Source organism: Microbispora sp. GKU 823 (assembly GCF_002027145.1).
In the GTDB taxonomy this organism is placed as follows: domain Bacteria; phylum Actinomycetota; class Actinomycetes; order Streptosporangiales; family Streptosporangiaceae; genus Microbispora; species Microbispora siamensis.
The window spans coordinates 1-17,975 of sequence record NZ_MWJN01000043.1 but is presented as its reverse complement, the minus strand read 5'-3'; the positions used below and the strand labels follow the sequence as shown (position 1 = coordinate 17,975).

The window sequence follows — 17,975 nt, the reverse complement described above, 5'->3', positions numbered from 1 at the left end:
CGAAACCGTGGTCAGGTGCAAACTGTAAGATTTCGGGCGTTTGCTCTGTCCGATCTCCTGGGGTGTGGGATTGCCCGTTTTCCATCGCGAACGGCTCCGCGTCTTCGTCGACTCTCCGGTCTTCCAACGTGCGGTCATCGCCGTCATCGCGCTGAACGGGATCGCGCTCGGGCTCGAGACCTCGCCCGAGCTGGCCGGACGCCACGCCACGGCCTTCCTCGTGATCGACCGGGTCATCCTCGCCGTCTTCGTCGTCGAGGTCCTCCTGCGGATCGTCGCGCACGGCAAGGCGTTCTTCCGTGACCCCTGGAGCTGGTTCGACCTGGTCATCGTCGGTGTCGCCCTCGTGCCGGCCTCCGAGTCGTTGTCGATCCTGCGGCTCTTCCGGTTCCTGCGCGTCCTGCGGCTGATCTCCGTGGTGCCGGGCATGCGGCGGGTGGTCTCGGCGCTGTTCGCCGCGATTCCGGGACTGGCCTCGGCCGTGGTCCTCCTGCTGCTGTCGCTCTACATGGCGTCCGTGATCGGTGAACAGCTCTTCCGCGAAGCGGCCCCGCAGTACTTCGGAGATCTCGGCCGGTCGCTGTTCACCATGTTCACGGTGCTCACGGTCGAGAACTGGCCGCAGGTGGCCGAGGACGTGATGGCCAAGGAGCCACTGGCGTGGATCTTCTTCGCCACGTTCATCGTGATCACGGCGTTCTTCGTCCTCAACCTGCTCATCGGTGTGATCGTGTCCGCGATGGAGGCCGAGGTCAACGCCCAGCGGTGGAAGGAGGACCAGGCGTTGGAACTGGAGCAGCACACCGCGGTCATGAACGAGATCAGGGCGCTCAGCGAGAAGGTCGACCGGCTGGCGGCCGGCCTGCCGGTGCCCGTGGACGCCCGTCGTGCAGGGGCCGACACCCCTTCGGGAGCGGACCGCTGCTCCTGCCGCCACGAACCGTGAAGTCGGGCGCCACTCCTCCGGCGAGCGCTGGCGCGGGGCTCCCGGTCACGCGTCCCAGGTGACCGGGAGGCTCTTCACCCCGTAGATGTCCGCGGTCTCCGGGCGCAGGGCGACCTCTTCAGCCGGTACGGCCAGGCGCAGCGTGGGGAAGCGGTTGAGCAGCGCGGGGAACGCGACCCGCATCTCGACGCGGGCCAGCTGCTGACCCAGGCACTGGTGGATGCCGTGGCCGAAGGCCAGGTGCCCGCCGTCCTGCCTCCGGAGGTCGAGCACGTGGGGATCGGCGAAGCGCTCGGGGTCGCGGTTGGCGGTGTTGTACGACAGGATGACCGTCGTGCCGGCCTCGATGGTCTGGCCGCCCAGCTCGACGTCCTCCAGCGCGGTCCTCATGAACGTCTTGGCGACGCTCAGATACCGCAGCAGCTCCTCCACCGCCCGGTCGACGAGCGCGGGATCGGCACGCAGCGCGGCCAGCTGCTCCGGGTTGCGCAGCAGCGCGAAGGTGCCCAGCGCCAGCATGTTCGCGGTGGTGTCGAACCCGGCCGACAGCAGGATCAGGGCCATCCCCCTCAGCTCCTCGTCGGTCAGATCGCTGTCGGTGAGGTCGCTGAGCACGTCGTCGGTGGGGTTCGCGCGCTTGGCGGCGACCAGCTCCGCGAGGTACTGCTGGGTCGCGGTGTAGGCCGCGATCAGGTCCTCGTCGCTCGACTCCCCGCCGAGGAACGTGTCGATCTGGTCCTGGAAGCGGCCCCGGTCCTCGTACGGCACGCCCAGCAGCTCACAGATCACGATGGAGGGGATGGGCTTGGCGAACGCGGTCACCAGGTCCGCCGGCGGTCCGGCCTTCTCCATGGCGTCCAGGTGGTCGGCGGTGATCTGCTCGACGCGCTCGGTGAGCTGCCGCATCCGCCGTACGGTGAACTTGCCCACCAGCGGTTTGCGGTAGCGCCCGTGCTGCGGCTCGTCCATGAGGAGGAACTCGCCGGGCGGCGCGGGAGGGACCTCCACGCCGGTGAAGTCGATGGTCGGGTGGTGGATCATGAGCTCCTTGCGCGAGCTGAACCGCGAGTCGGCCAGCACCGACCTGACCAGGTCGTATCCGGTGATCAGCCAGCCCTGGTGCCCGTCCGGGAAGGGGTAGCGGCTGATGGGGCCGTGCCGGCGGGCGTCGATCAGCTCCGCCGGCGGGTCGAAGGGGCAGCCGGGCTGACGGGGCGGTCGGCAGGGTGGTGACGGTGTGGACCATGGTCGTTCCTCTTGTCGGCTGGGCTTCACTCGCGAGAGTGCGTGTTCCCACCATGGCCGACCGCCCTGACATCGGGCCTCGCCGTGCTGACACACGTATCAGCTCGGCGACGGCCCGGTATCAGCGCGGTCCGCGATCGTGGACGCCATGAACGGTTCAGCCATCGCGGCCTCGGGGCTGCGGAAGGCATACAAGGACAAGGTCGTGCTCGACGGCATCGACCTGGACGTCAAGGCCGGCACGATCTTCGCCCTGCTCGGGCCCAACGGCGCCGGCAAGACCACGACGGTGAACGTGCTGACCACACTGCTGACCCCCGACGCCGGCCGGGTGGTCGTCGCCGGGCACGACGTGGTCACGGAAACCAAGGCGGTGCGCGCGGCGATCGGGGTCACCGGGCAGTTCGCCGCGGTGGACGACCTGCTCACCGGCGAGGAGAACCTGCTGATGATGGCGGATCTCCTGCACCTGCCCAAGGCGGAGGGCAGGCGGATCGCCGACCGGCTGCTCGACCGGTTCGATCTGGCCGAAGCGGCGGGCAAACCGGCGGCGTCCTACTCCGGCGGCATGCGCCGCAAGCTGGACCTCGCCATGACGCTGGTCGGCGAGCCGCAGATCATCTTCCTGGACGAGCCCACCACGGGACTCGATCCGCGCAGCCGCCGCACCATGTGGGAGATCATCCGGGAACTGGTCGCCGGCGGTACGACCGTCTTCCTCACCACCCAGTATCTGGAGGAGGCCGACGAGCTGGCCGACCGCATCGCCGTACTCGACCAGGGCCGGCTGGTCGCGGAGGGCACCGCCGACGAGCTCAAGCGCCGGGTCCCCGGCAGCCATGTCCGGCTGCGGTTCACCGGCCGGCACGAACTCGACGCCGCGGCACGGATCCTGCCCGGGTCCACGAGGGACGACGAAGAGCTGACCTTGCGGGTGCCCGGCGACGGCGGGGTGAGGTCGTTGCGCGCGCTGCTCGATCGGCTCGACCAGCACTCCATCGACGTCGAGGAACTGTCGGTGCACACACCCGACCTGGACGACGTCTTCCTCGCCCTCACCGGCAACGCGAACAAGGAGGTCAGTGCACGATGAACGTCATCGCGGATTCCGGGACCATGCTGCGGCGCAACTTCCGGCACACGATGCGCAATCCGATGGCGCTGTTCAACGGCATCGTCATGCCGGTCTTTCTGATGTTCCTGATGGTCTACGTGTTCGGCGACGCGTTCAGCGTCGGCGTCGACTACGCCGACTACGCGACGCCGGGGTTGATGCTGACGACGATCTGCTACGGCATCGGCGCCACCGCGATCGCGGTGAACTCCGATATGACGACCGGATTCATCAACCGGCTTCGCGTCATGGACGTGTCCAGGGCCGCGGTGCTGAACGCGCACGTGATCGTGACCATGCTGCGGAGCCTGGTGGCCATCGCGTTCGTCACCGGGGTCGCGTTCCTGATGGGATTCCGGCCGTCGGCGAGTTTCGCGGAATGGCTCGGCGTGATCGGCATCGTCGTGCTGACGGTGTTCGCGATCGGCTGGCTGACCGTGGCGTTCGGCCTCGCGGCGAAGACGCCGGAAAGCGCGGGCCTCGCCGCTGTCCCGCTGATGCTCCTTCCCTTCCTGAGCAGCGCGTTCGTGCCGGCCGGCAAGATGGGTCCCGGTGCGCGGCAATTCGCCGAATACCAGCCGTTCACCCCGATCATCGAAACCCTGCGCGGGTTGCTGACCGGCACGCCGTCGGCGGGCTCGGCCATCACGGCGGTCGCCTGGTGCGCGGGGCTGGCGTTGGTCGGCTACCTGTGGGCGCGCGCGTCGTTCAAGAAGCGAGCGTGATCTCGGCCAGCTCGCGCCAATCCCGCCGCCGCCCGTCACGGATCGCCTCGGCGAACACGGCTTCGCCGAGGCGATTCCGCGCCTCCGCGGCGATCCTGGAAACGTCCGGGTGCGAACGGTTCGGCGTGCCGCGCACGCCTTCGCTCGCCGCGAGCAGCCGCGCGGCCTGCTCGTGGTCTCCCTGGCGCAGTGCGAGATCCGCGATCCCGACCAGCACCTCGGCGATCGTCGGCGGATGCTCGTACTTCATGACCGCGTGGAGCGCCTCGGTCCGGTACGCGCGGGCCTTGTCGAGATCCTCGGTGAGGTAGCCGTACAGGTCCATGATCGCGGCATGGACGGAGTCGCTCCTTTCCGCGTCGTCCAGCACGGCACGCACCCTGGCCAGGTGCTCGTGTGCCTTGTCCGGCTCGCCGCGCCAGCGCGCCAGTTGCGCCTGCACGAGCGCCAGCTCGGCATGCGAGTCCGGCCAGCCGATCGCGCCCGCGCACCGCTGCGCCTCCGCCATCGCGGAAGCGCTGGACCGCTCGTCGCCGAGCAGCCAGTACAGCTGAGCCTGCCGCGCCCGCAGGCCGACCACGTCCTCGGTCCCGCCCACCTCGGTCAGCGCCACGATCGCCTCTTCGAAGTGCTCACACGCGCGTGCCAACTCGCCGCGCATGGCGAGCCGATCGGCCAGGAAGGTCAGCGCCAGCGAGATCCCCATCCGCTCACCCAGCGTGCGGAACTCGGCGAGGGCGATTTCGGCGTCGGCGTCCACGTCGGTCTCGTCGCCACCGAGCGTGAGCCGCAGCCGGCCACGGGCGAGCCTGGCCTGCGCGCGCACCCACGGATCGTCGTCGGCGATGAGCGGCTCGAACGCGGGGAGGAACTCCGCCGGGCCCTCCAGCATCCGCTCCAGCACCCCGACGAACCCGAGCAGCGGGTGGCGATACCCGCTGCGCTGGGCGAGCCGGTGCGCCTCCTGGATCCACTCCCGCGCCTGATACTGGTCGCGCCGACCCCGGCGGTCAGGAACATCGTCACGATGAGGTACGCCATCGCCCGCACCTCGTCGGGCACCTCACCGTGCATCTCACCGTGCATCTCACCGTGCATCTCACCGTGCATCTCACCGTGCATCTCGCCGCGCATCGAGGCCGCCGCGATGCTCAACTCGGTGCCCTCGGCCCTGTGCCCGCCGAGGTACCAGTACCAGCCCGCGGCCCCGACCAGCCGCATCGCCTCCTGGGCCCATCCCTCGGCGATCGCCCCGCGCAGGGCCGCATTGATGTTGTCGTGCTCGGCCTCGAGCCTGGCCAGCCATTCCAGCTGCTCGGCCCGGCGCAGGTGCGGATCGGCCGTCTCGGCCAGCTCGATGAAGTAGGCGAGGTGTGCCCGTCGCGCCTGCTCGGTCTCCCCGGCTTCGGCGAGCCGGTGCGCCGCGTACTCCCTGATGGTGTCGAGCATCCGGTAGCGCGGTGCGTCCTCGCCGTCGGCGAGCAGCAGCGACTTCTCGATCAGCGCGGTCAGCACGTCGAGCACCTGCTCCCCGGCGGACGCCTCGTCCCCGCACACCCGTTCGGCCGCTTCCAGGCTCGCCCCGCCGGAGAACACCGAGAGCCGCCGCAGCACGCGGCGTTCGGCCTCGCTCAGTAGATCCCAGCTCCAGTCCACGACCGCGCGCAGCGTCTTGTGCCGGGGGAGCGCCGTACGGCTGCCGCTGGTCAGGAGGTGGAATCGGTCATCGAGCCGGCGTGCCAGCTGCTCGACGGACATGGTGCGCAGCCGCGCCGCGGCCAGTTCGATCGCCAGCGGAATCCCGTCGAGCGCCCGGCAGATCCGCGCCATGGCCGACAGGGTGTGCGGGTCGGAGCCGATGTCCTTGCGTACCAAACCCGCGCGGTCCCGCAGCAGCCGTACGGCGGGGGAGGAACCGGCCTCGGAGGGGTCCGCTCCCTTGGCGGGCAGCGCGAGCGGCTCGACCTGCCACAGCACCTCTCCGGTGATACCGAGCGGTTCCCTGCTCGTGGCCAGGATCCGCAGTCTCCGGCACTCTCCCAGCAGCCGGTCCGCGAAAGCCGCGGCCTCCTCGATCACGTGCTCGCAGTTGTCCAGGATCAGCAGGATCGCGCGCTCCCGGACCGCGGCGATGAGCTGATCCATCGGTTCCCCACCCCGCGCGCGCCGAGCAGTGCCTGGTCACGCAGGCCGATCGCGGTGAGGGCGGCCTGCGCCAGCTCACCGCCCGCCCGCACCGAGGCCAATTCGACCAGCCACGCCCCGTCCGGCAGCTCGGCGAGCATCGTCCGTGCGGTCTCCGTGGCCAGCCTCGTCTTGCCGGAGCCACCCGCCCCTATCAAGGTGACCAGCCGGTGCGTGACGGCCAGACCGGCGACCGCGGAGACGTCGTCGTCCTTGCCGACGAAACTGGTCAGCTCGGCGCGCAGGTTCGTCCTGCCGTTCTCCGCCCGCTCGCCCAGCTCGCCTCGCAGCAACGCGGTGTGCAGCGCGGAGAGCTCGGCCGACGGATCCGTGCCCAACTCCTCGGCGAGCCGCTCGCGCGTCCGCTGGTACACGGTCAGCGCCTCAGCCGTACGCCCCGCTTCGGCGAGCGCCCGCATCAAGGCCGCCACGAACCCTTCCCGCAGCGGATACGCGGCGACCAGCTCGGTCAGCTCGGAGACCAGCTCCGAGCCGCGGCCGAGGCGGATGTCCGCATCGACCCGATCCCCGAGCGCGGCGACGTGGAGTTCGTCCAGACGCGCGACCGCGGCGTCGAACGCGTCGCTGTCCCGCAGTGCGATGTCCGCCATGGCCGTCCCGCGCCACAGTGCCAGGGCCGAGCGCAGCAGATCGGCACGCGCCGCGGGCTCGGCGGTGCGGGCCTGACCGACCAGGTGCTCGAACCGGCACACGTCCACGGCGTCGGGAGCCACGGCCAGCCGATAGCCGCCGGAATGCGCCTCGACCACACCGTCCGGCAGCACCCTGCGCAGCCTGGACACCAACGCCTGCAAGGCGTTCACTTCGTCCGCGGGCGGCCGCTCCCCCCAGATCCAGTCCACCAGCCTCGCACGCGTGACGATCCGGCCGGGTTCGAGGGCGAGTGCGGCGAGCAGGGCGCGCAACCGGACCCCGGGGACCTCCACCACGGCGCCATCGCCGTTACGGACCTCGAACGGCCCGAGCAATCCGACTCGCACATCAGTGATTGTGCCGTACGCCCCCAAATGACCGAACCGCGGAGACGACCGACCAGAGGGAGTCGTCGCCCGCCTGGCGCGCGACGACTGAGCGTGATCACGCGCGTCAGCGGGCCGCGTGGCGGGCGGTACGGACGGCCAGGGCGGCGCAGAGCAGGGCCGCGGCGAGGCCGGCCACGACGAGCGGGGACGGCCCGGCGGGCAGCCCGCCCGTACGGACCGCGCCCATGTAGTCGACGGCCGCCGTCCCGTTGACGGCGAGATACCACAGGCCGAGGTAGACGACCTGGAAAACCCGGTGCGTACGGCAGGCCACGCCGAGCGCCAGAGCGAGCGAGGGCACCAGGAGCGTGCCGCCCGCCCATGACCCCACTCCGGGCCAGTCGGCGGCGACCGCCATGCGGACGAGGGGGCCCACGCCGGTCGCGGCCGTGAGGACGACCCCGGCCGCCCACTCCGCGAGCAGCCCGCGCCAGGGCGCGGGATAGGCGCCGAGCAGTCCCTCCACGCCGTGTTCCACCCGCTGGGTGCCCATCCGGGACCAGATCAGCACCGGCCATATCCAGGCGAACGGGAGCGCGGTCGCGGGTTCCGGCGTGGCGAAGGAGGCCGCCGTCACCCCGGCGGCCACGAGCCACCACCAGCGCGAGACGCCCTGGAGGAGGATGCGCAGCTCACCGGAGAGAAGCCGTCCCGACGCCCGTCCCGGACGCGGCGCGCCCCCGGGGACGGTTGCAGTCCGGAAGGCCGGTCCCGTGCTCTCGGCGGTGGCGCCCCGCTCGTACGGCGCGACGGCCGGGGCGGTGAGACGACGCGCCGGGTCGAACCGGGCGAACCAGAGGCACGGCAGCAGCGCCAGGACGAGCGCCAGTAGGAGGACGACGAGACGGCCGCCGAGGAACGCGCCGGTGACCGAGAAGCCGTCCCACTGGAAGGTGCGCAGCGGCCTGGCGACGGAGGTCAGGCCGAGGCTGAACTCCCTGCCGTGCGCATCGACGCCCTGCGCGGTGAGGGCGGCGCGCATCGAGTCGGCGGCCCCCTGAGTAGCAGCGTGCACCCCGAGACCCCCGAGGGGCGCCTTCCGCGACTGGCCGCCGATCAGGAGGACCAGGGAGACGACGAACCAGACGACGTTTCCCACGCCGCCCCGCAGCAGCGGCACGGTCTCGAACAGCACCGCGGCCGCCGCCGTCAGCGCCAGCGGGGGCAGCGTGATCGTCGCGAAGGGCAGGAGGAGCGCCACCGGGTCCACGGCCCCGGACTCGCCGCGGGCGAGCTGCATGATCGGCGCGGCCACCGCGAGCACGCCGGCCATCGAGGCGAGCACCAGGAAGTCGCTGAGGAACTTCCCCAGCAGGTACGCCGGCGTGCGCAGTGGTGTGGCGGCGACGAGCTGGCCCACGCGGGTGCGCTCGTCCCGGCCGATCGCGTCGCGTACCAGGTAGAACCCGCCCATGGTGAGCCAGAGGGCGCCGGCGAGCGCGGTCGCGTCCCGACCCAGGCGCTGGTGTAGACGCCGCGGTAGCCCCCGACGTCCAGGATCACCCATCTGGAGTCCGCGGGCGGGACGGCCAGCCGGGCCAGGCCGACCGCCGCCAGCAGGATCAGCGCGTACGCGGGCCGCCGCACCCGCTCCCGGAAGTCGGCGACGGCGAGCGCGATCATCGCCCGCGCCGTGACCCGTGCCGTCATCGGACCGCCTCCCGGACGCCGCCGCCCACGACGGCGAGGTACAGGTCCTCCAGGTCGGGAGGCACCCGTACGGCGCCGGCGGCCGGCGGAGTGTCCGACAGGAGCCGCAGACGGACCCCGTCCACCGTGCGGATCACGCGGCCGGCCGGGTGGCGCTCCCGCAGGACGGCGGCCTCGGACGGATCGACGAGCGTCTCCCAGACGTGGCCGTCTACCTCGGCGAGCAGCGCCTCGGGGGTGCCGCGCCGCAGCAGCCGTCCCCCGGCCACGACGGCGACGTCGGACGCGACGGACTCAATGTCGGACACGATGTGCGTGGACAGCAGGACCACCCGGTCCTCCGCCAGGTCGGCGAGCATGGCGCGGAACCGCACCCGCTCTTCGGGGTCGAGCCCCGCCGTCGGCTCGTCCACGATCAGCACCCTCGGGTCGGACAGCAGGGCCTGGGCGATGCCGACCCGGCGCAGCATGCCGCCGGAGTACTTGCCGAGGGGCGTCCGGACCGCCTCCGTGAGGTTGACGAGTTCGAGCAGTTCGTCGACGCGCGTACGCGTCGCACGCGCGGCCAGCCCCTTCAGGGCGGCGAGGTAGGAGAGGAACTCCCGCGCGGTCAGGTGCGGGTAGACGCCGAAGTCCTGCGGGAGGTAGCCGAGAACCCCGCGCAGCGCGCCGGGCCGGGACACCACGTCGGTCCCGTCGAACAGGACCCTGCCTCCCGTCGGCCGGGTGACCGTCGCGCAGATCCGCATCAGCGTCGACTTCCCCGCGCCGTTCGGGCCGAGCAAGCCGAGCAGTCCCGCGCCGCACCGCAGGGTGACGCCGTCGACCGCGCGCTTGCCGCCCTTGTAGGTCTTGGTGACGTCCACCAGTTCGAGGGTCGGAGTGTCGATCATCTCGTCACCTCACCCGGCCAGGCCGCGCAGATCGGTCGCGCGGCCGTCGCGCAGCACTTTGACCTCGCGGGGCACCTCGACCCTGAACCTGGCCGAGCAGTCGGCCCATCCGGAGCATCCGGCATCGAGATCGAGAGTGCTTCCTTCGAGGGTCTGGCTGGAGTGGGGGTTCGTGCCGTGCACGTCGAACCACAGGGTGACCTTGATGTCCTTCCTGTCCGTCGCGACGAGGTCGGTCGGGGTGTCGTGCGCCCGCACGTCGAGCGTCCTGCCGCCGAACGAGAAGGTCTGGGACACCGGTGTGGCCTTCGACGCGTCCGAACAGCCGCTCAGAACCGAGCCGCTCATAACCGCCGCCGCGAGCGCCGCCAAGGCGCACCCCACCGTCTTGCGCGTAGTCATCGGATCCTCCGGGTAAGCCGTCCCGAGCAGGATCCGCGGTGGGCGGCCGGGCCGGCATCTGCCGTTCGGCAGATATCGGGGACCCGATCAGCGGCCGGCGCGGCTCCTGGCGCTGTGGCTCCTGGCATTCTGCGGAACGGGGAGGACGGCGCCGACCTGCCACCCCTCCGCCTGGCGGCCGGCGTGGAGCACGCCCCCGAGCGCCCTCACCCGCTCGGCCAGGCCGATCAGGCCGGTGCCCCCGCCGTGCCGGTCGTCTCCCGCGAGGCCGGTCGGAGAGGTGCCGCCGCCGTCGTCGGTGACGGACACCCGCAGGGCCGGGCCGTCGGCCGCGCCGTCCACTGAGGCGACCGCGACCACCACGCGGGTCGCGGCGGAGGCGTGCCGCCGCACGTTGGTCAGCGCCTCGAGCACGACGGCGTACGCGGTGCTCCCGATCTCCGGCGGCACCGGGAGGGCGAGGTCGCCGGGCAGGTCGAGCCTGGCCGGGATTCCTCCGGTGGCCGAGAAGCGGCCGACCAGGTCAGGCAGGTCGGCCAGGCCGTAGACCCGGGTCGGCGGCGGCTCCTCCGCCACTCGCTCGTCCGGGTCGCGCAGCGCGCTCACCATGTGGTCCGTAGACGCCAGCGCGCGCAGCCCGGCCTCCTCGACGCGTACGGCGAGCTCGCGCGCCTGATGCGGATCGAGGTCGCCGAGCTGGGCCGCCTGGGCCTCCAGGACGATCCCGGTGACCTCGTGGGCGACGAAGTCGTGCAGGTCGCGAGCCGTGTCCAGACGCTGGGCCCGCCGCGCGTCCGCGACCGCCCGGACCCGCCGGTCGTCCAGCGACCTCAGGTACAGCGCGACGGCGGCCACGGTGACCACCGCGAAGAACGACAGAAGGCAGGCGATGACCGACGCCTCCGCCGTCGGGCGGGGCATGCGCAGCGTCAGCCGCAGCGGCAGCGCGACGGCCGTCGCGATCCCGAGCGCCGTCCCGATGACCGCCGCCTGCCGTCCCGGCAGCCGCCGTACGACCCGTCCGAACAGGAGCAGCAATGCGCCCATCTCGACGGGCAGCCACAGCCCGGCGAACTGGTGCCGCCCCTGGTAGACGAAGGTGACCGCGTAGGAGACCAGCGCGACGACGCTCGCCGCCGTGGCGAGGCCGATCCGCCGGTGCGGCCAGCGCGTCAGCGCGACGGCGACGGCCAGGGTGGCGGACAGGGCGACGACGAGCGCGTGCGGGGGAGCGAGGATCGCCGGCGCCGGCACCATCGCCACGACCACGACGCACAGGAAGGCGCGGACCCGGGACCTCGTCATGCCACCGAGGGTACGCAGCAGGCGGGACGGACCGTCACCGTCCGCCGGCGTACCCCAGCTCCCAGGCGCGTACGGCGATGCCGACCCGGTTGCGCACGCCGAGCTTGCGCTGAATGCTCGCCACGTGGGTCTTGACCGTGCCCGGTGAGATGAACAGCTCGGCGGCGATGTCGGCGTTGGTCTTCCCCTCGGCCACCTGGCCGGCGATCTCGATCTCGCGTTCGGTCAGCGGCTCGGACGGCGGCGTGTGCCGGGGACCGTCGCCCGTGACGTGCCTGAGCAGCCGCACCGTGACCGAGGGGCTGATCAGGGTGTCGCCCGCCACGGCGGCCCGGACCGCCTCGACCAGGAGCGCGGGGCCCGAGCGCTTAACCAGGAACCCGGACGCGCCGTGCCGCAGCGCCGGGTAGACGTACTCGTCCAGGTCGAAGGTCGTCACGACCACGACCCTCGTCGGGACCGCGGCGCCGGGGCCGGCGAGGGCCCGGGTCACCTCGAGCCCGTCCATCCGGGGCATGCGGATGTCGACGAGCGCCACGTCCGGCTGGAAGCGCCGGGCCATCTCCACCGCGGCCACTCCGTCGGCGGCCTCGCAGACGACCTGGATGTCCGGCTGGCTCTCCAGGATGCGGCGCAGGCCCCGCCGCACCATCTCCTGGTCGTCGGCGATCAGGACGCGAATCGTCACCTGCCGATTCTTCCAGCCCCGCCGGGAGCGGACCGCGGTGGTGTCACGCCCGTCCCGGCTCCTCGAACGCCATCGACACGTGCTCGGCGGTGGCCGTCATCAGGGCCCGCCGCGGCAGGCCCAGCTCGCTCAGCTCCTTGGCGATCGGGTGGTTGCCCAGGCGGATGAGCGCGCCGCCCGGCCGCCAGCGGATCCCCCGGGCGCGGACCGTCCAGGGGATGCGGCGGGTGACCCCGTCCAGGTGCGCGTAGGCGTCCGGCACGGGCAGCGCCTCGCCGAGCAGCGGCGCGGGCGTCGCTGGGATGCCGGGCCTGATCAGCAGGTCGACGACCATCCGGCCGTCCCTGCGCAGCAGGCACCGCTTGTACGGCGAGCCGAGCCGCAGATCCACGTCGGCCAGTTCCTTCGGGAAGCCCCAGATGGTCCGCCCGGCCTCCAGCGTGAACGTCTGGTCGACCGGCAGCCAGTGGACGAAGGCGCCCGACCCCGCCCCCCCGCAGGTCCTTCAGCCCGGCCAGCGGCCCGCGCCTCGGCGGTGGGCCCGCGTCGGCCGGCCGTACGAGGAAGGTGACGCCGAACTCGTTGTAGGAGCCCAGGTCGGAATCGTGATAACGCACGAACACCAGCGAGCACAAGGCCTTGCCCGGCAGGACCTCGGTGACGTCCATCCGGGAGTACGCGAGGACCGCGCGGGCGGCGTCCGCCCGCACCAGGTAGGCGGCGAGGCAGACCGACGCGTCGCGGACCTCCACCGGCGTCTCGACCCTGCGACCCTGGACGAGATGGCTTGCCATGCTTCCAGTACAGCAAAGCCCGGCGGCCGGGCGACAGCGGTACGGCGGCAAGGTTGTCCCAGTCCTGTTTCCGGCGGGTGTCGATATCCGGGGCGGCCGTTCGTGTAGAGGGTGAACGGGCCCGCGCCGGGCGGGCCCCGCCGAGGAGGTGTACGAGACCATGAGGCACTATCTGCTCAGCATCCAGCAGCCCGACGGCGGGACGCCCCCGCCGGAGTCCTGGAGCCGATCATGCGCGACCTGGCGCTCCTCAACGAGGAACTGCGCGCCGCGGGGGCATGGGTCTTCTCCGGCGGCCTGCACGATCCGGGCACGTCGACGGTGGTGCGGGTGCGCGACGGCGAGGAACTCGTCACCGACGGTCCGTACACGGAGGGCAAGGAGCACGTCGGCGGGCTGACGATCATCAAGGCGCCGGACCTCGACGCGGCGCTGGAGTGGGGCCGCAGGCTCGCCCGCGCGACCACGCTCCCGGTGGAGGTGCGCCCCTTCGCGGGCGTCGTGGAGGGCGATGACGACCGGAAGTAGGGCCCCCGACGTCGAGCGGGTGTTCCGCGAGGAGTACGGCCGGGCCGTCGCGGTCCTGGTCCGCCACTTCGGCGACATCGACGTCGCCGAGGAGGCGGTCCAGGACGCGTTCGCCGAGGCGGTGCGGCGCTGGCCGCGCGACGGGACGCCGCCCAGCCCGGCCGGCTGGATCATCACGACCGCCCGCAACCGGGTGATCGACCGCCACCGGCGGGAGTCCCTGCGTGCGGACAGGCACGCGCGGGCGGTCCTGCTGCACACCCTCGAAGACGAACAGGCCGAGGAGGGGCCCGTGCACGACGACCGGCTTCGCCTGATCTTCACCTGCTGCCATCCCGCGCTCGCCCCGGCCGCCCGGGTCGCGCTGACGCTGCGCCTGCTCGGCGGCCTCACCACGGCCGAGATCGCGCGGGCGTTCCTGGTCCCCGAGCCGACCATGGCCCAGCGGCTGGTGCGGGCCAAGGCCAAGATCCGCGACGCGGGGATCCCGTACCGCGTCCCACGGGAGGCCGACCTGCCGGACCGCCTCAGGGCCGTGCTCGCCGTCGTCTACCTGATCTTCAACGAGGGGCACACGGCGAGCGCGGGCGACCGGCTGGCCCGCGAGGACCTGTGCGCGGAGGCCATCAGGCTCGGCCGCCTGCTGGCCGCGCTGATGCCGGACGAGCCGGAGGTCATGGGGCTGCTCGCGCTCATGCTGCTCGTCCACGCGCGGCGCGACGCCCGCACCACCCCGGCCGGCGACCTCGTGCCGCTGCCGGAGCAGGACCGCGGCCGGTGGGACCGCGCGTCGTCGCCGAGGGCCAGGACCATCGTGCGGGCGTGCCTGCGCCGCGACCGGCCCGGGGCCGTACCAGATCCAGGCGGCGATCAACGCCGTCCACGCCGACGCGCCGATCGCCGCCGCCACGGACTGGCGGCAGATCCTGAGCCTGTACGACCACCTGCTCGCCCTCGCCCCGAGCCCGGTCGTCGCGCTCAACCGGGCCGTCGCGATGGCCGAGGTGGACGGGCCGGAGGCCGCGCTCGCCCTCGTGGACGGTCTCGACCTGGACGGCTACCACATGTTCCACGCCGTCAGGGCCGACCTGCTGCGGCGGCTCGGCCGGGCCGGGGAGGCCGCGGGGGCGTACGAGGCGGCGATCGCCCGGACCCGGAACGCCGCCGAGCGGGCCTTCCTCGACCGGCGCCTGCGTCAGGTCCGGGAGTTGAGGTAGAGCAGGACGGCCAGCACGCGGCGGTGGTCCTCCTCCGAGCCGGGCAGGCCGAGCTTGGAGTGCCGGGTCTCGACGTGCCGGGAGAGCAGGACGATGCCGGGATCACCGTGGACGTCATGGCGCGACGTGGGGGCCCTCTCGCGGATTACGCGGCGGTCGTCGACGGCGCCCAGAGCGACCCGTCGGCCGTCTGGGTGTTCCTGCTCTTCGTGCTCGGCAACCTGGTCGGCACGTTGCTGCTCGGGCTGGCCCTGCTCCGCGCCCGTGTGGTGCCGCTCTGGGCCGCCGCCGGGATCATGGCATGGCCCCTGCTGCACGTGATCGGGCTCGTGGCCGGCACCGAGTGGTTCGAGGTCGCGGGTGCGCTCACCCAGGCCGTCGGCCTGGCCGTCACCGGCGCACGCCTGGCGGCCGCGTCCCGGTGATCCGCGTACGCGCCGTGGGGCCGGGCTGTCGGGAGGCCAGCGTCAGGCGCTACGCCCGCCTCGTCGCCGCCCAGATGCCCCGGCGCGGGCCGCTAGACGTTCTGCCCCGACAGGTTGGTCAGGCGGCCGGCGGGAGAGCGGTCCGGCAGGGCGACGACGGAGCTCGGGGCCTGGGCCCACCGCTCGAGCAGGGCGACGAACTCCCCGGCCACCGAGGGCCAGTGGAAGTGGTTCAGCGCCTCGACGTAGCCCCGGGCGCCCATCGCGGCACGCCGTTCGGCGTCCTCACGCAGGCGGAGCACGCACTGCACGACCGCGTCGGCCACCGCGCCGACCTCGCCGAACGGGACGATCGTCCCGCAGTCGACCCGCCCGACCAGGGACGCCGCCCTCGGCAGCGGGGTCGTGACGACGGGGATGCCTCGTGCCATGTATTCGACGACCTTCGTGGGCGTCGACTCGCGGTAGTTCGGCACGTCGTGCAGCAGGGACAGCCCGGCCAGGGCGCCCTCGGCCATCCGCAGCGCGTGGTTGTTGGGGACGTACCCGAACCAGTCGAGCAGCCCCGCCCGCTGCGCGTCGCGCAGCATCGGACGCACCGAGGCGTCGGCCGGTCCGATCAGGTCCAGGCGGATGCCGTGCGGCCGGAGTCGCCGGGCGATCTCCACCATCTCGGCCGCGCCGCGGGCGAGGGAGATGTGGCCCACGTAGACGATCCGGGAGTCACCGGGCGGCGGGGGCGGCGCCTGCGGCACGTACGTGTGGTTGGGCACCACGGGATGCGGGCCGGGGAAGCGCTCACGATAGGACTCCTCGGCGAGGATGAGGTGGAGCCGCCGCTCCGCCCGTCCTTCGACCGCGCGGATCAGCGGCGGCAGGACGCTCCGCAACGGCCCCGGCAGGTACGCCTTGGCGTTCAGCGCGCCGATCGTGTCCTCGTGGACGTCCCAGACCGTGGGCGGACGCCTGCGCGGCAGCGCGAGCAGCAGCTCGATGTCGTGCACGAGCAGCAGGTCGGCGTCTCGCACCGCCGTACGCAGGGCGGAGGCGGCGGCCCGCAGCGCCTTGCCCCGGTGCAGGCCCACTGCTCTCGGCACGTCGACGGCCCGGATGCCCGGCCGCGGCGTCACGTTGCAGTGCGTGAACGGCGCGACGAAGGTCACCTCGTGCCCCGCGTCGAGCAGCGCCCGGATCTGCCGGTGGGTGATCCGGGCGTCCTCGGGGTGATGGACTGTCGTGCCGACGCATACCCTCATATGGGGAGGCTGACCGCACCGTCCGAAATGACCGGATGCGCTGGGTGAATGCCCCTCGAAATGCCGCTTAACTTCCGGTGTTCGCCGGCTGCGGCACCTGCCCGCTCGGCCTGCGGTACAACCAGGTCAGCCGGGGTTCGAGCAGCCACTTGAACGCCGTACGAGTGATCGGCAGGCACAGCACGATGGCCAGCGCGAAGCAGGAGCACGCGATGGCCGCCACCCCGAGCGGGCCGTACAGCCAGGAGAAGCTGAGCCAGCCCATCTCCTTGGCGATCATCACCGGCACGCCGTGCAGCAGGTAGCAGTAGAGCGTGCGGGTGCCGAGGTCGGTGAACCACGTCTGACGCCGGGGGATCAGCGACATCACGGCCGCCGACATCGCCAGCGCGGCCACCAGCAGGCCTGTTCGCAGCAGCATGCCCTTCCACCAGACCAGGTGGAGGTCCTTGTAGCTGTTCTTGTAGTAGATCGGGCTGAGCTTGATCGAGTAGTTCTTCACCAGGAAGATCGCCACACCCGCGGCGCCCAGCAGCACGAACACCGACAGCACCATCACCCAGCGCTGCTTGAGGAAGTCGAAGACCTGCGGCTTGAGCACGAGGCCGAGGACGAAGAACGGCATCAGGCCGAAGAAGCGGTCCATGCTGAAGTCGCCGGTCAGCTCGGAGAACCCGGCGAACAGGTACACGGCGACCGAGATGACGAACGGATACTTCATCCGCTTCCACACGGGTGTGGACAGCCGCCAGAACAGCAGCGCGAGCAGATACCAGTTCAACCAGGCAGGATCCATGATCGTGAGGCTGAACTTGTGCCCGAAGGCGGTGCGCAGCAGGGCGTACCCCAGCTCGACGATCACGTACGGCACGAGGAACGTGTCGACCAGCTTGTTGGTCTTGGCGTTGGAGTTCCAGAAGTTCCTGGACAGGTAACCGCTGACGATGACGAACAGCGGCATGTGGAAGACGTAGATGAACAGGTACGCCGCCCGGGCGGAGTCGGCCGCCAGCGTCGGGACCAGCGAGTGCCCGATCGGCACCAGGGCGATGCCGACGAACTTCACGTTGTCCAGATAGGGGTCGCGCGGCTTCCTGGCCCTGGGCGCGGGCTCCTGCTCGGGCTCGTCCCCCAGGCCGTCCTGCTGTCCCGCACCCCGGGCGAAGGGGTCGTCCGGCCGGACGGGCGCCTCCGCCCAGGCGGGCAGCGGGGCGCGCAGCGGCCTGCCGAGCGGGCCGGTCTGGCGAGGGTCGTTCGCGCCGCCGGCGCCGTCCTGTGAGCGCCGCCAGGGGTCCCATTGGGCGGGGTCGGCCTCCTGACCGGGCCACGCCGGCGGCGCGCCCGGCGCGTCCGATGTGGGCGCGGGGCTGAAGGCGCGTGCGGCGCGGCCCCGGGGAAGGCGTCCGGCAGGCCGCGCCCGCCGCTCGAGCCACGGGTGGTCTCGGGGAACGGCGCGGCGCTGAAGGGGTCGTCCGGCGTGAAGGCCGGGCCGGCTGACCTCCACACAGGGGTGCGGCGCTCTTCCGGGGGAGCGCCGCACCCCCTGTCGTTTACTCGTCG

At 72.1% G+C, this 17,975-nt stretch carries 16 protein-coding genes and 1 pseudogene; 5 read left to right on the top strand and 12 right to left on the bottom strand.

The genetic code is table 11. The features are described 5' to 3' along the window. The first annotated feature begins 70 nt into the window (after positions 1 to 70). Entirely contained in the window at positions 71 to 946 is an 876-nt protein-coding gene (locus B1L11_RS22610) for an ion transporter (protein WP_079316331.1), read from the top strand. A gap of 45 nt (positions 947 to 991) precedes the next feature. On the opposite strand, the pseudogene B1L11_RS22605 reads toward B1L11_RS22610, so the two are convergent. Further along, positions 992 to 2,192: pseudogene (locus tag B1L11_RS22605) on the bottom strand (cytochrome P450). A gap of 147 nt (positions 2,193 to 2,339) precedes the next feature. On the opposite strand from B1L11_RS22605, the gene B1L11_RS22600 reads away from it, so the two are divergent. Then, complete coding sequence (locus B1L11_RS22600; protein WP_079316330.1) at positions 2,340 to 3,284, top strand: ATP-binding cassette domain-containing protein; 945 nt, start codon at positions 2,340 to 2,342, stop codon at positions 3,282 to 3,284. 23 nt (positions 3,285 to 3,307) lie between these two features. Further along, positions 3,308 to 4,030, top strand: a complete 723-nt coding sequence (locus tag B1L11_RS22595; protein ID WP_079316368.1) for an ABC transporter permease — start codon at positions 3,308 to 3,310, stop codon at positions 4,028 to 4,030. On the opposite strand, the gene B1L11_RS51635 is transcribed toward B1L11_RS22595, so the two are convergent. The 9 genes from B1L11_RS51635 to B1L11_RS51620 all read right to left on the bottom strand — a co-directional run bounded on the left by B1L11_RS51635 (position 4,014) and on the right by B1L11_RS51620 (position 12,634). Further along, positions 4,014 to 4,790 (bottom strand): hypothetical protein, encoded by a 777-nt coding sequence (locus B1L11_RS51635; protein WP_256862796.1) that lies wholly within the window; start codon positions 4,788 to 4,790, stop codon positions 4,014 to 4,016. The genes B1L11_RS22595 and B1L11_RS51635 overlap by 17 nt on opposite strands. Beyond that, positions 4,715 to 6,175 (bottom strand): hypothetical protein, encoded by a 1,461-nt coding sequence (locus B1L11_RS51630; RefSeq protein WP_256862795.1) that lies wholly within the window; start codon positions 6,173 to 6,175, stop codon positions 4,715 to 4,717. The genes B1L11_RS51635 and B1L11_RS51630 overlap by 76 nt, the downstream gene beginning before the upstream one ends. Further along, on the bottom strand, positions 6,130 to 7,215 hold the full coding sequence (locus B1L11_RS51625) for an AfsR/SARP family transcriptional regulator (RefSeq protein WP_256862794.1): 1,086 nt from the start codon (positions 7,213 to 7,215) through the stop codon (positions 6,130 to 6,132). Before B1L11_RS51625 ends, B1L11_RS51630 begins: the two co-directional genes overlap by 46 nt. Before the next feature lie 106 nt (positions 7,216 to 7,321). Further along, positions 7,322 to 8,671, bottom strand: coding sequence for a hypothetical protein (locus B1L11_RS22585; protein WP_079316329.1), 1,350 nt, complete (start codon positions 8,669 to 8,671; stop codon positions 7,322 to 7,324). A gap of 232 nt (positions 8,672 to 8,903) precedes the next feature. Next, positions 8,904 to 9,800 (bottom strand): ATP-binding cassette domain-containing protein, encoded by an 897-nt coding sequence (locus tag B1L11_RS22580; protein WP_079316328.1) that lies wholly within the window; start codon positions 9,798 to 9,800, stop codon positions 8,904 to 8,906. Between the two features lie 9 nt (positions 9,801 to 9,809). Continuing rightward, positions 9,810 to 10,202 carry a hypothetical protein gene (locus B1L11_RS22575; protein ID WP_079316327.1) on the bottom strand — a complete coding sequence of 131 codons (393 nt, stop codon included), beginning with the start codon at positions 10,200 to 10,202 and terminating at the stop codon, positions 9,810 to 9,812. Positions 10,203 to 10,289: 87 nt separating this feature from the next. Beyond that, positions 10,290 to 11,507 (bottom strand): sensor histidine kinase, encoded by a 1,218-nt coding sequence (locus B1L11_RS22570; protein WP_079316326.1) that lies wholly within the window; start codon positions 11,505 to 11,507, stop codon positions 10,290 to 10,292. A gap of 34 nt (positions 11,508 to 11,541) precedes the next feature. Further along, positions 11,542 to 12,195, bottom strand: a complete 654-nt coding sequence (locus tag B1L11_RS22565) for a response regulator transcription factor (protein WP_079316325.1) — start codon at positions 12,193 to 12,195, stop codon at positions 11,542 to 11,544. A gap of 43 nt (positions 12,196 to 12,238) precedes the next feature. Then, a complete protein-coding gene (locus tag B1L11_RS51620; RefSeq protein ID WP_256862804.1) occupies positions 12,239 to 12,634 on the bottom strand; it encodes an acetoacetate decarboxylase family protein in 396 nt (131 codons plus the stop codon). 586 nt (positions 12,635 to 13,220) lie between these two features. Here B1L11_RS51620 and B1L11_RS22555 point away from each other — a divergent pair. Together B1L11_RS22555 and B1L11_RS22550 are read left to right on the top strand one after the other, a co-directional pair. Further along, positions 13,221 to 13,517 (top strand): YciI family protein, encoded by a 297-nt coding sequence (locus B1L11_RS22555; protein WP_218671257.1) that lies wholly within the window; start codon positions 13,221 to 13,223, stop codon positions 13,515 to 13,517. Further along, positions 13,501 to 15,159, top strand: coding sequence for a sigma-70 family RNA polymerase sigma factor (locus B1L11_RS22550; RefSeq protein WP_256862793.1), 1,659 nt, complete (start codon positions 13,501 to 13,503; stop codon positions 15,157 to 15,159). Before B1L11_RS22555 ends, B1L11_RS22550 begins: the two co-directional genes overlap by 17 nt. A 92-nt stretch (positions 15,160 to 15,251) precedes the next feature. On the opposite strand, the gene B1L11_RS22540 is transcribed toward B1L11_RS22550, so the two are convergent. Both B1L11_RS22540 and B1L11_RS22535 read right to left on the bottom strand, forming a co-directional pair. Then, a complete protein-coding gene (locus tag B1L11_RS22540) occupies positions 15,252 to 16,415 on the bottom strand; it encodes a glycosyltransferase family 4 protein (RefSeq protein ID WP_079316323.1) in 1,164 nt (387 codons plus the stop codon). 67 nt (positions 16,416 to 16,482) lie between these two features. Next, the coding region (locus B1L11_RS22535) for an acyltransferase family protein (protein ID WP_218671256.1) at positions 16,483 to 17,975 on the bottom strand (1,493 nt) is incomplete at its 5' end.

Excerpts from the sequence above, each read along its gene's own strand:
- B1L11_RS22600 (WP_079316330.1), top strand. The coding sequence starts at position 2,340 with ATGAACGGTTCAGCCATCGCGGCCTCGGGGCTGCGGAAGGCATACAAG.
- B1L11_RS22595 (WP_079316368.1), top strand. The coding sequence starts at position 3,308 with ATGCTGCGGCGCAACTTCCGGCACACGATGCGCAATCCGATGGCGCTG.
- B1L11_RS51630 (WP_256862795.1), bottom strand. The coding sequence starts at position 6,175 with ATGGATCAGCTCATCGCCGCGGTCCGGGAGCGCGCGATCCTGCTGATC.
- B1L11_RS22585 (WP_079316329.1), bottom strand. The coding sequence starts at position 8,671 with ATGGGCGGGTTCTACCTGGTACGCGACGCGATCGGCCGGGACGAGCGC.
- B1L11_RS22580 (WP_079316328.1), bottom strand. The coding sequence starts at position 9,800 with ATGATCGACACTCCGACCCTCGAACTGGTGGACGTCACCAAGACCTAC.
- B1L11_RS22575 (WP_079316327.1), bottom strand. The coding sequence starts at position 10,202 with ATGACTACGCGCAAGACGGTGGGGTGCGCCTTGGCGGCGCTCGCGGCG.
- B1L11_RS22570 (WP_079316326.1), bottom strand. The coding sequence starts at position 11,507 with ATGACGAGGTCCCGGGTCCGCGCCTTCCTGTGCGTCGTGGTCGTGGCG.
- B1L11_RS22555 (WP_218671257.1), top strand. The coding sequence starts at position 13,221 with ATGCGCGACCTGGCGCTCCTCAACGAGGAACTGCGCGCCGCGGGGGCA.
- B1L11_RS22550 (WP_256862793.1), top strand. The coding sequence starts at position 13,501 with ATGACGACCGGAAGTAGGGCCCCCGACGTCGAGCGGGTGTTCCGCGAG.
- B1L11_RS22540 (WP_079316323.1), bottom strand. The coding sequence starts at position 16,415 with ATGAGGGTATGCGTCGGCACGACAGTCCATCACCCCGAGGACGCCCGG.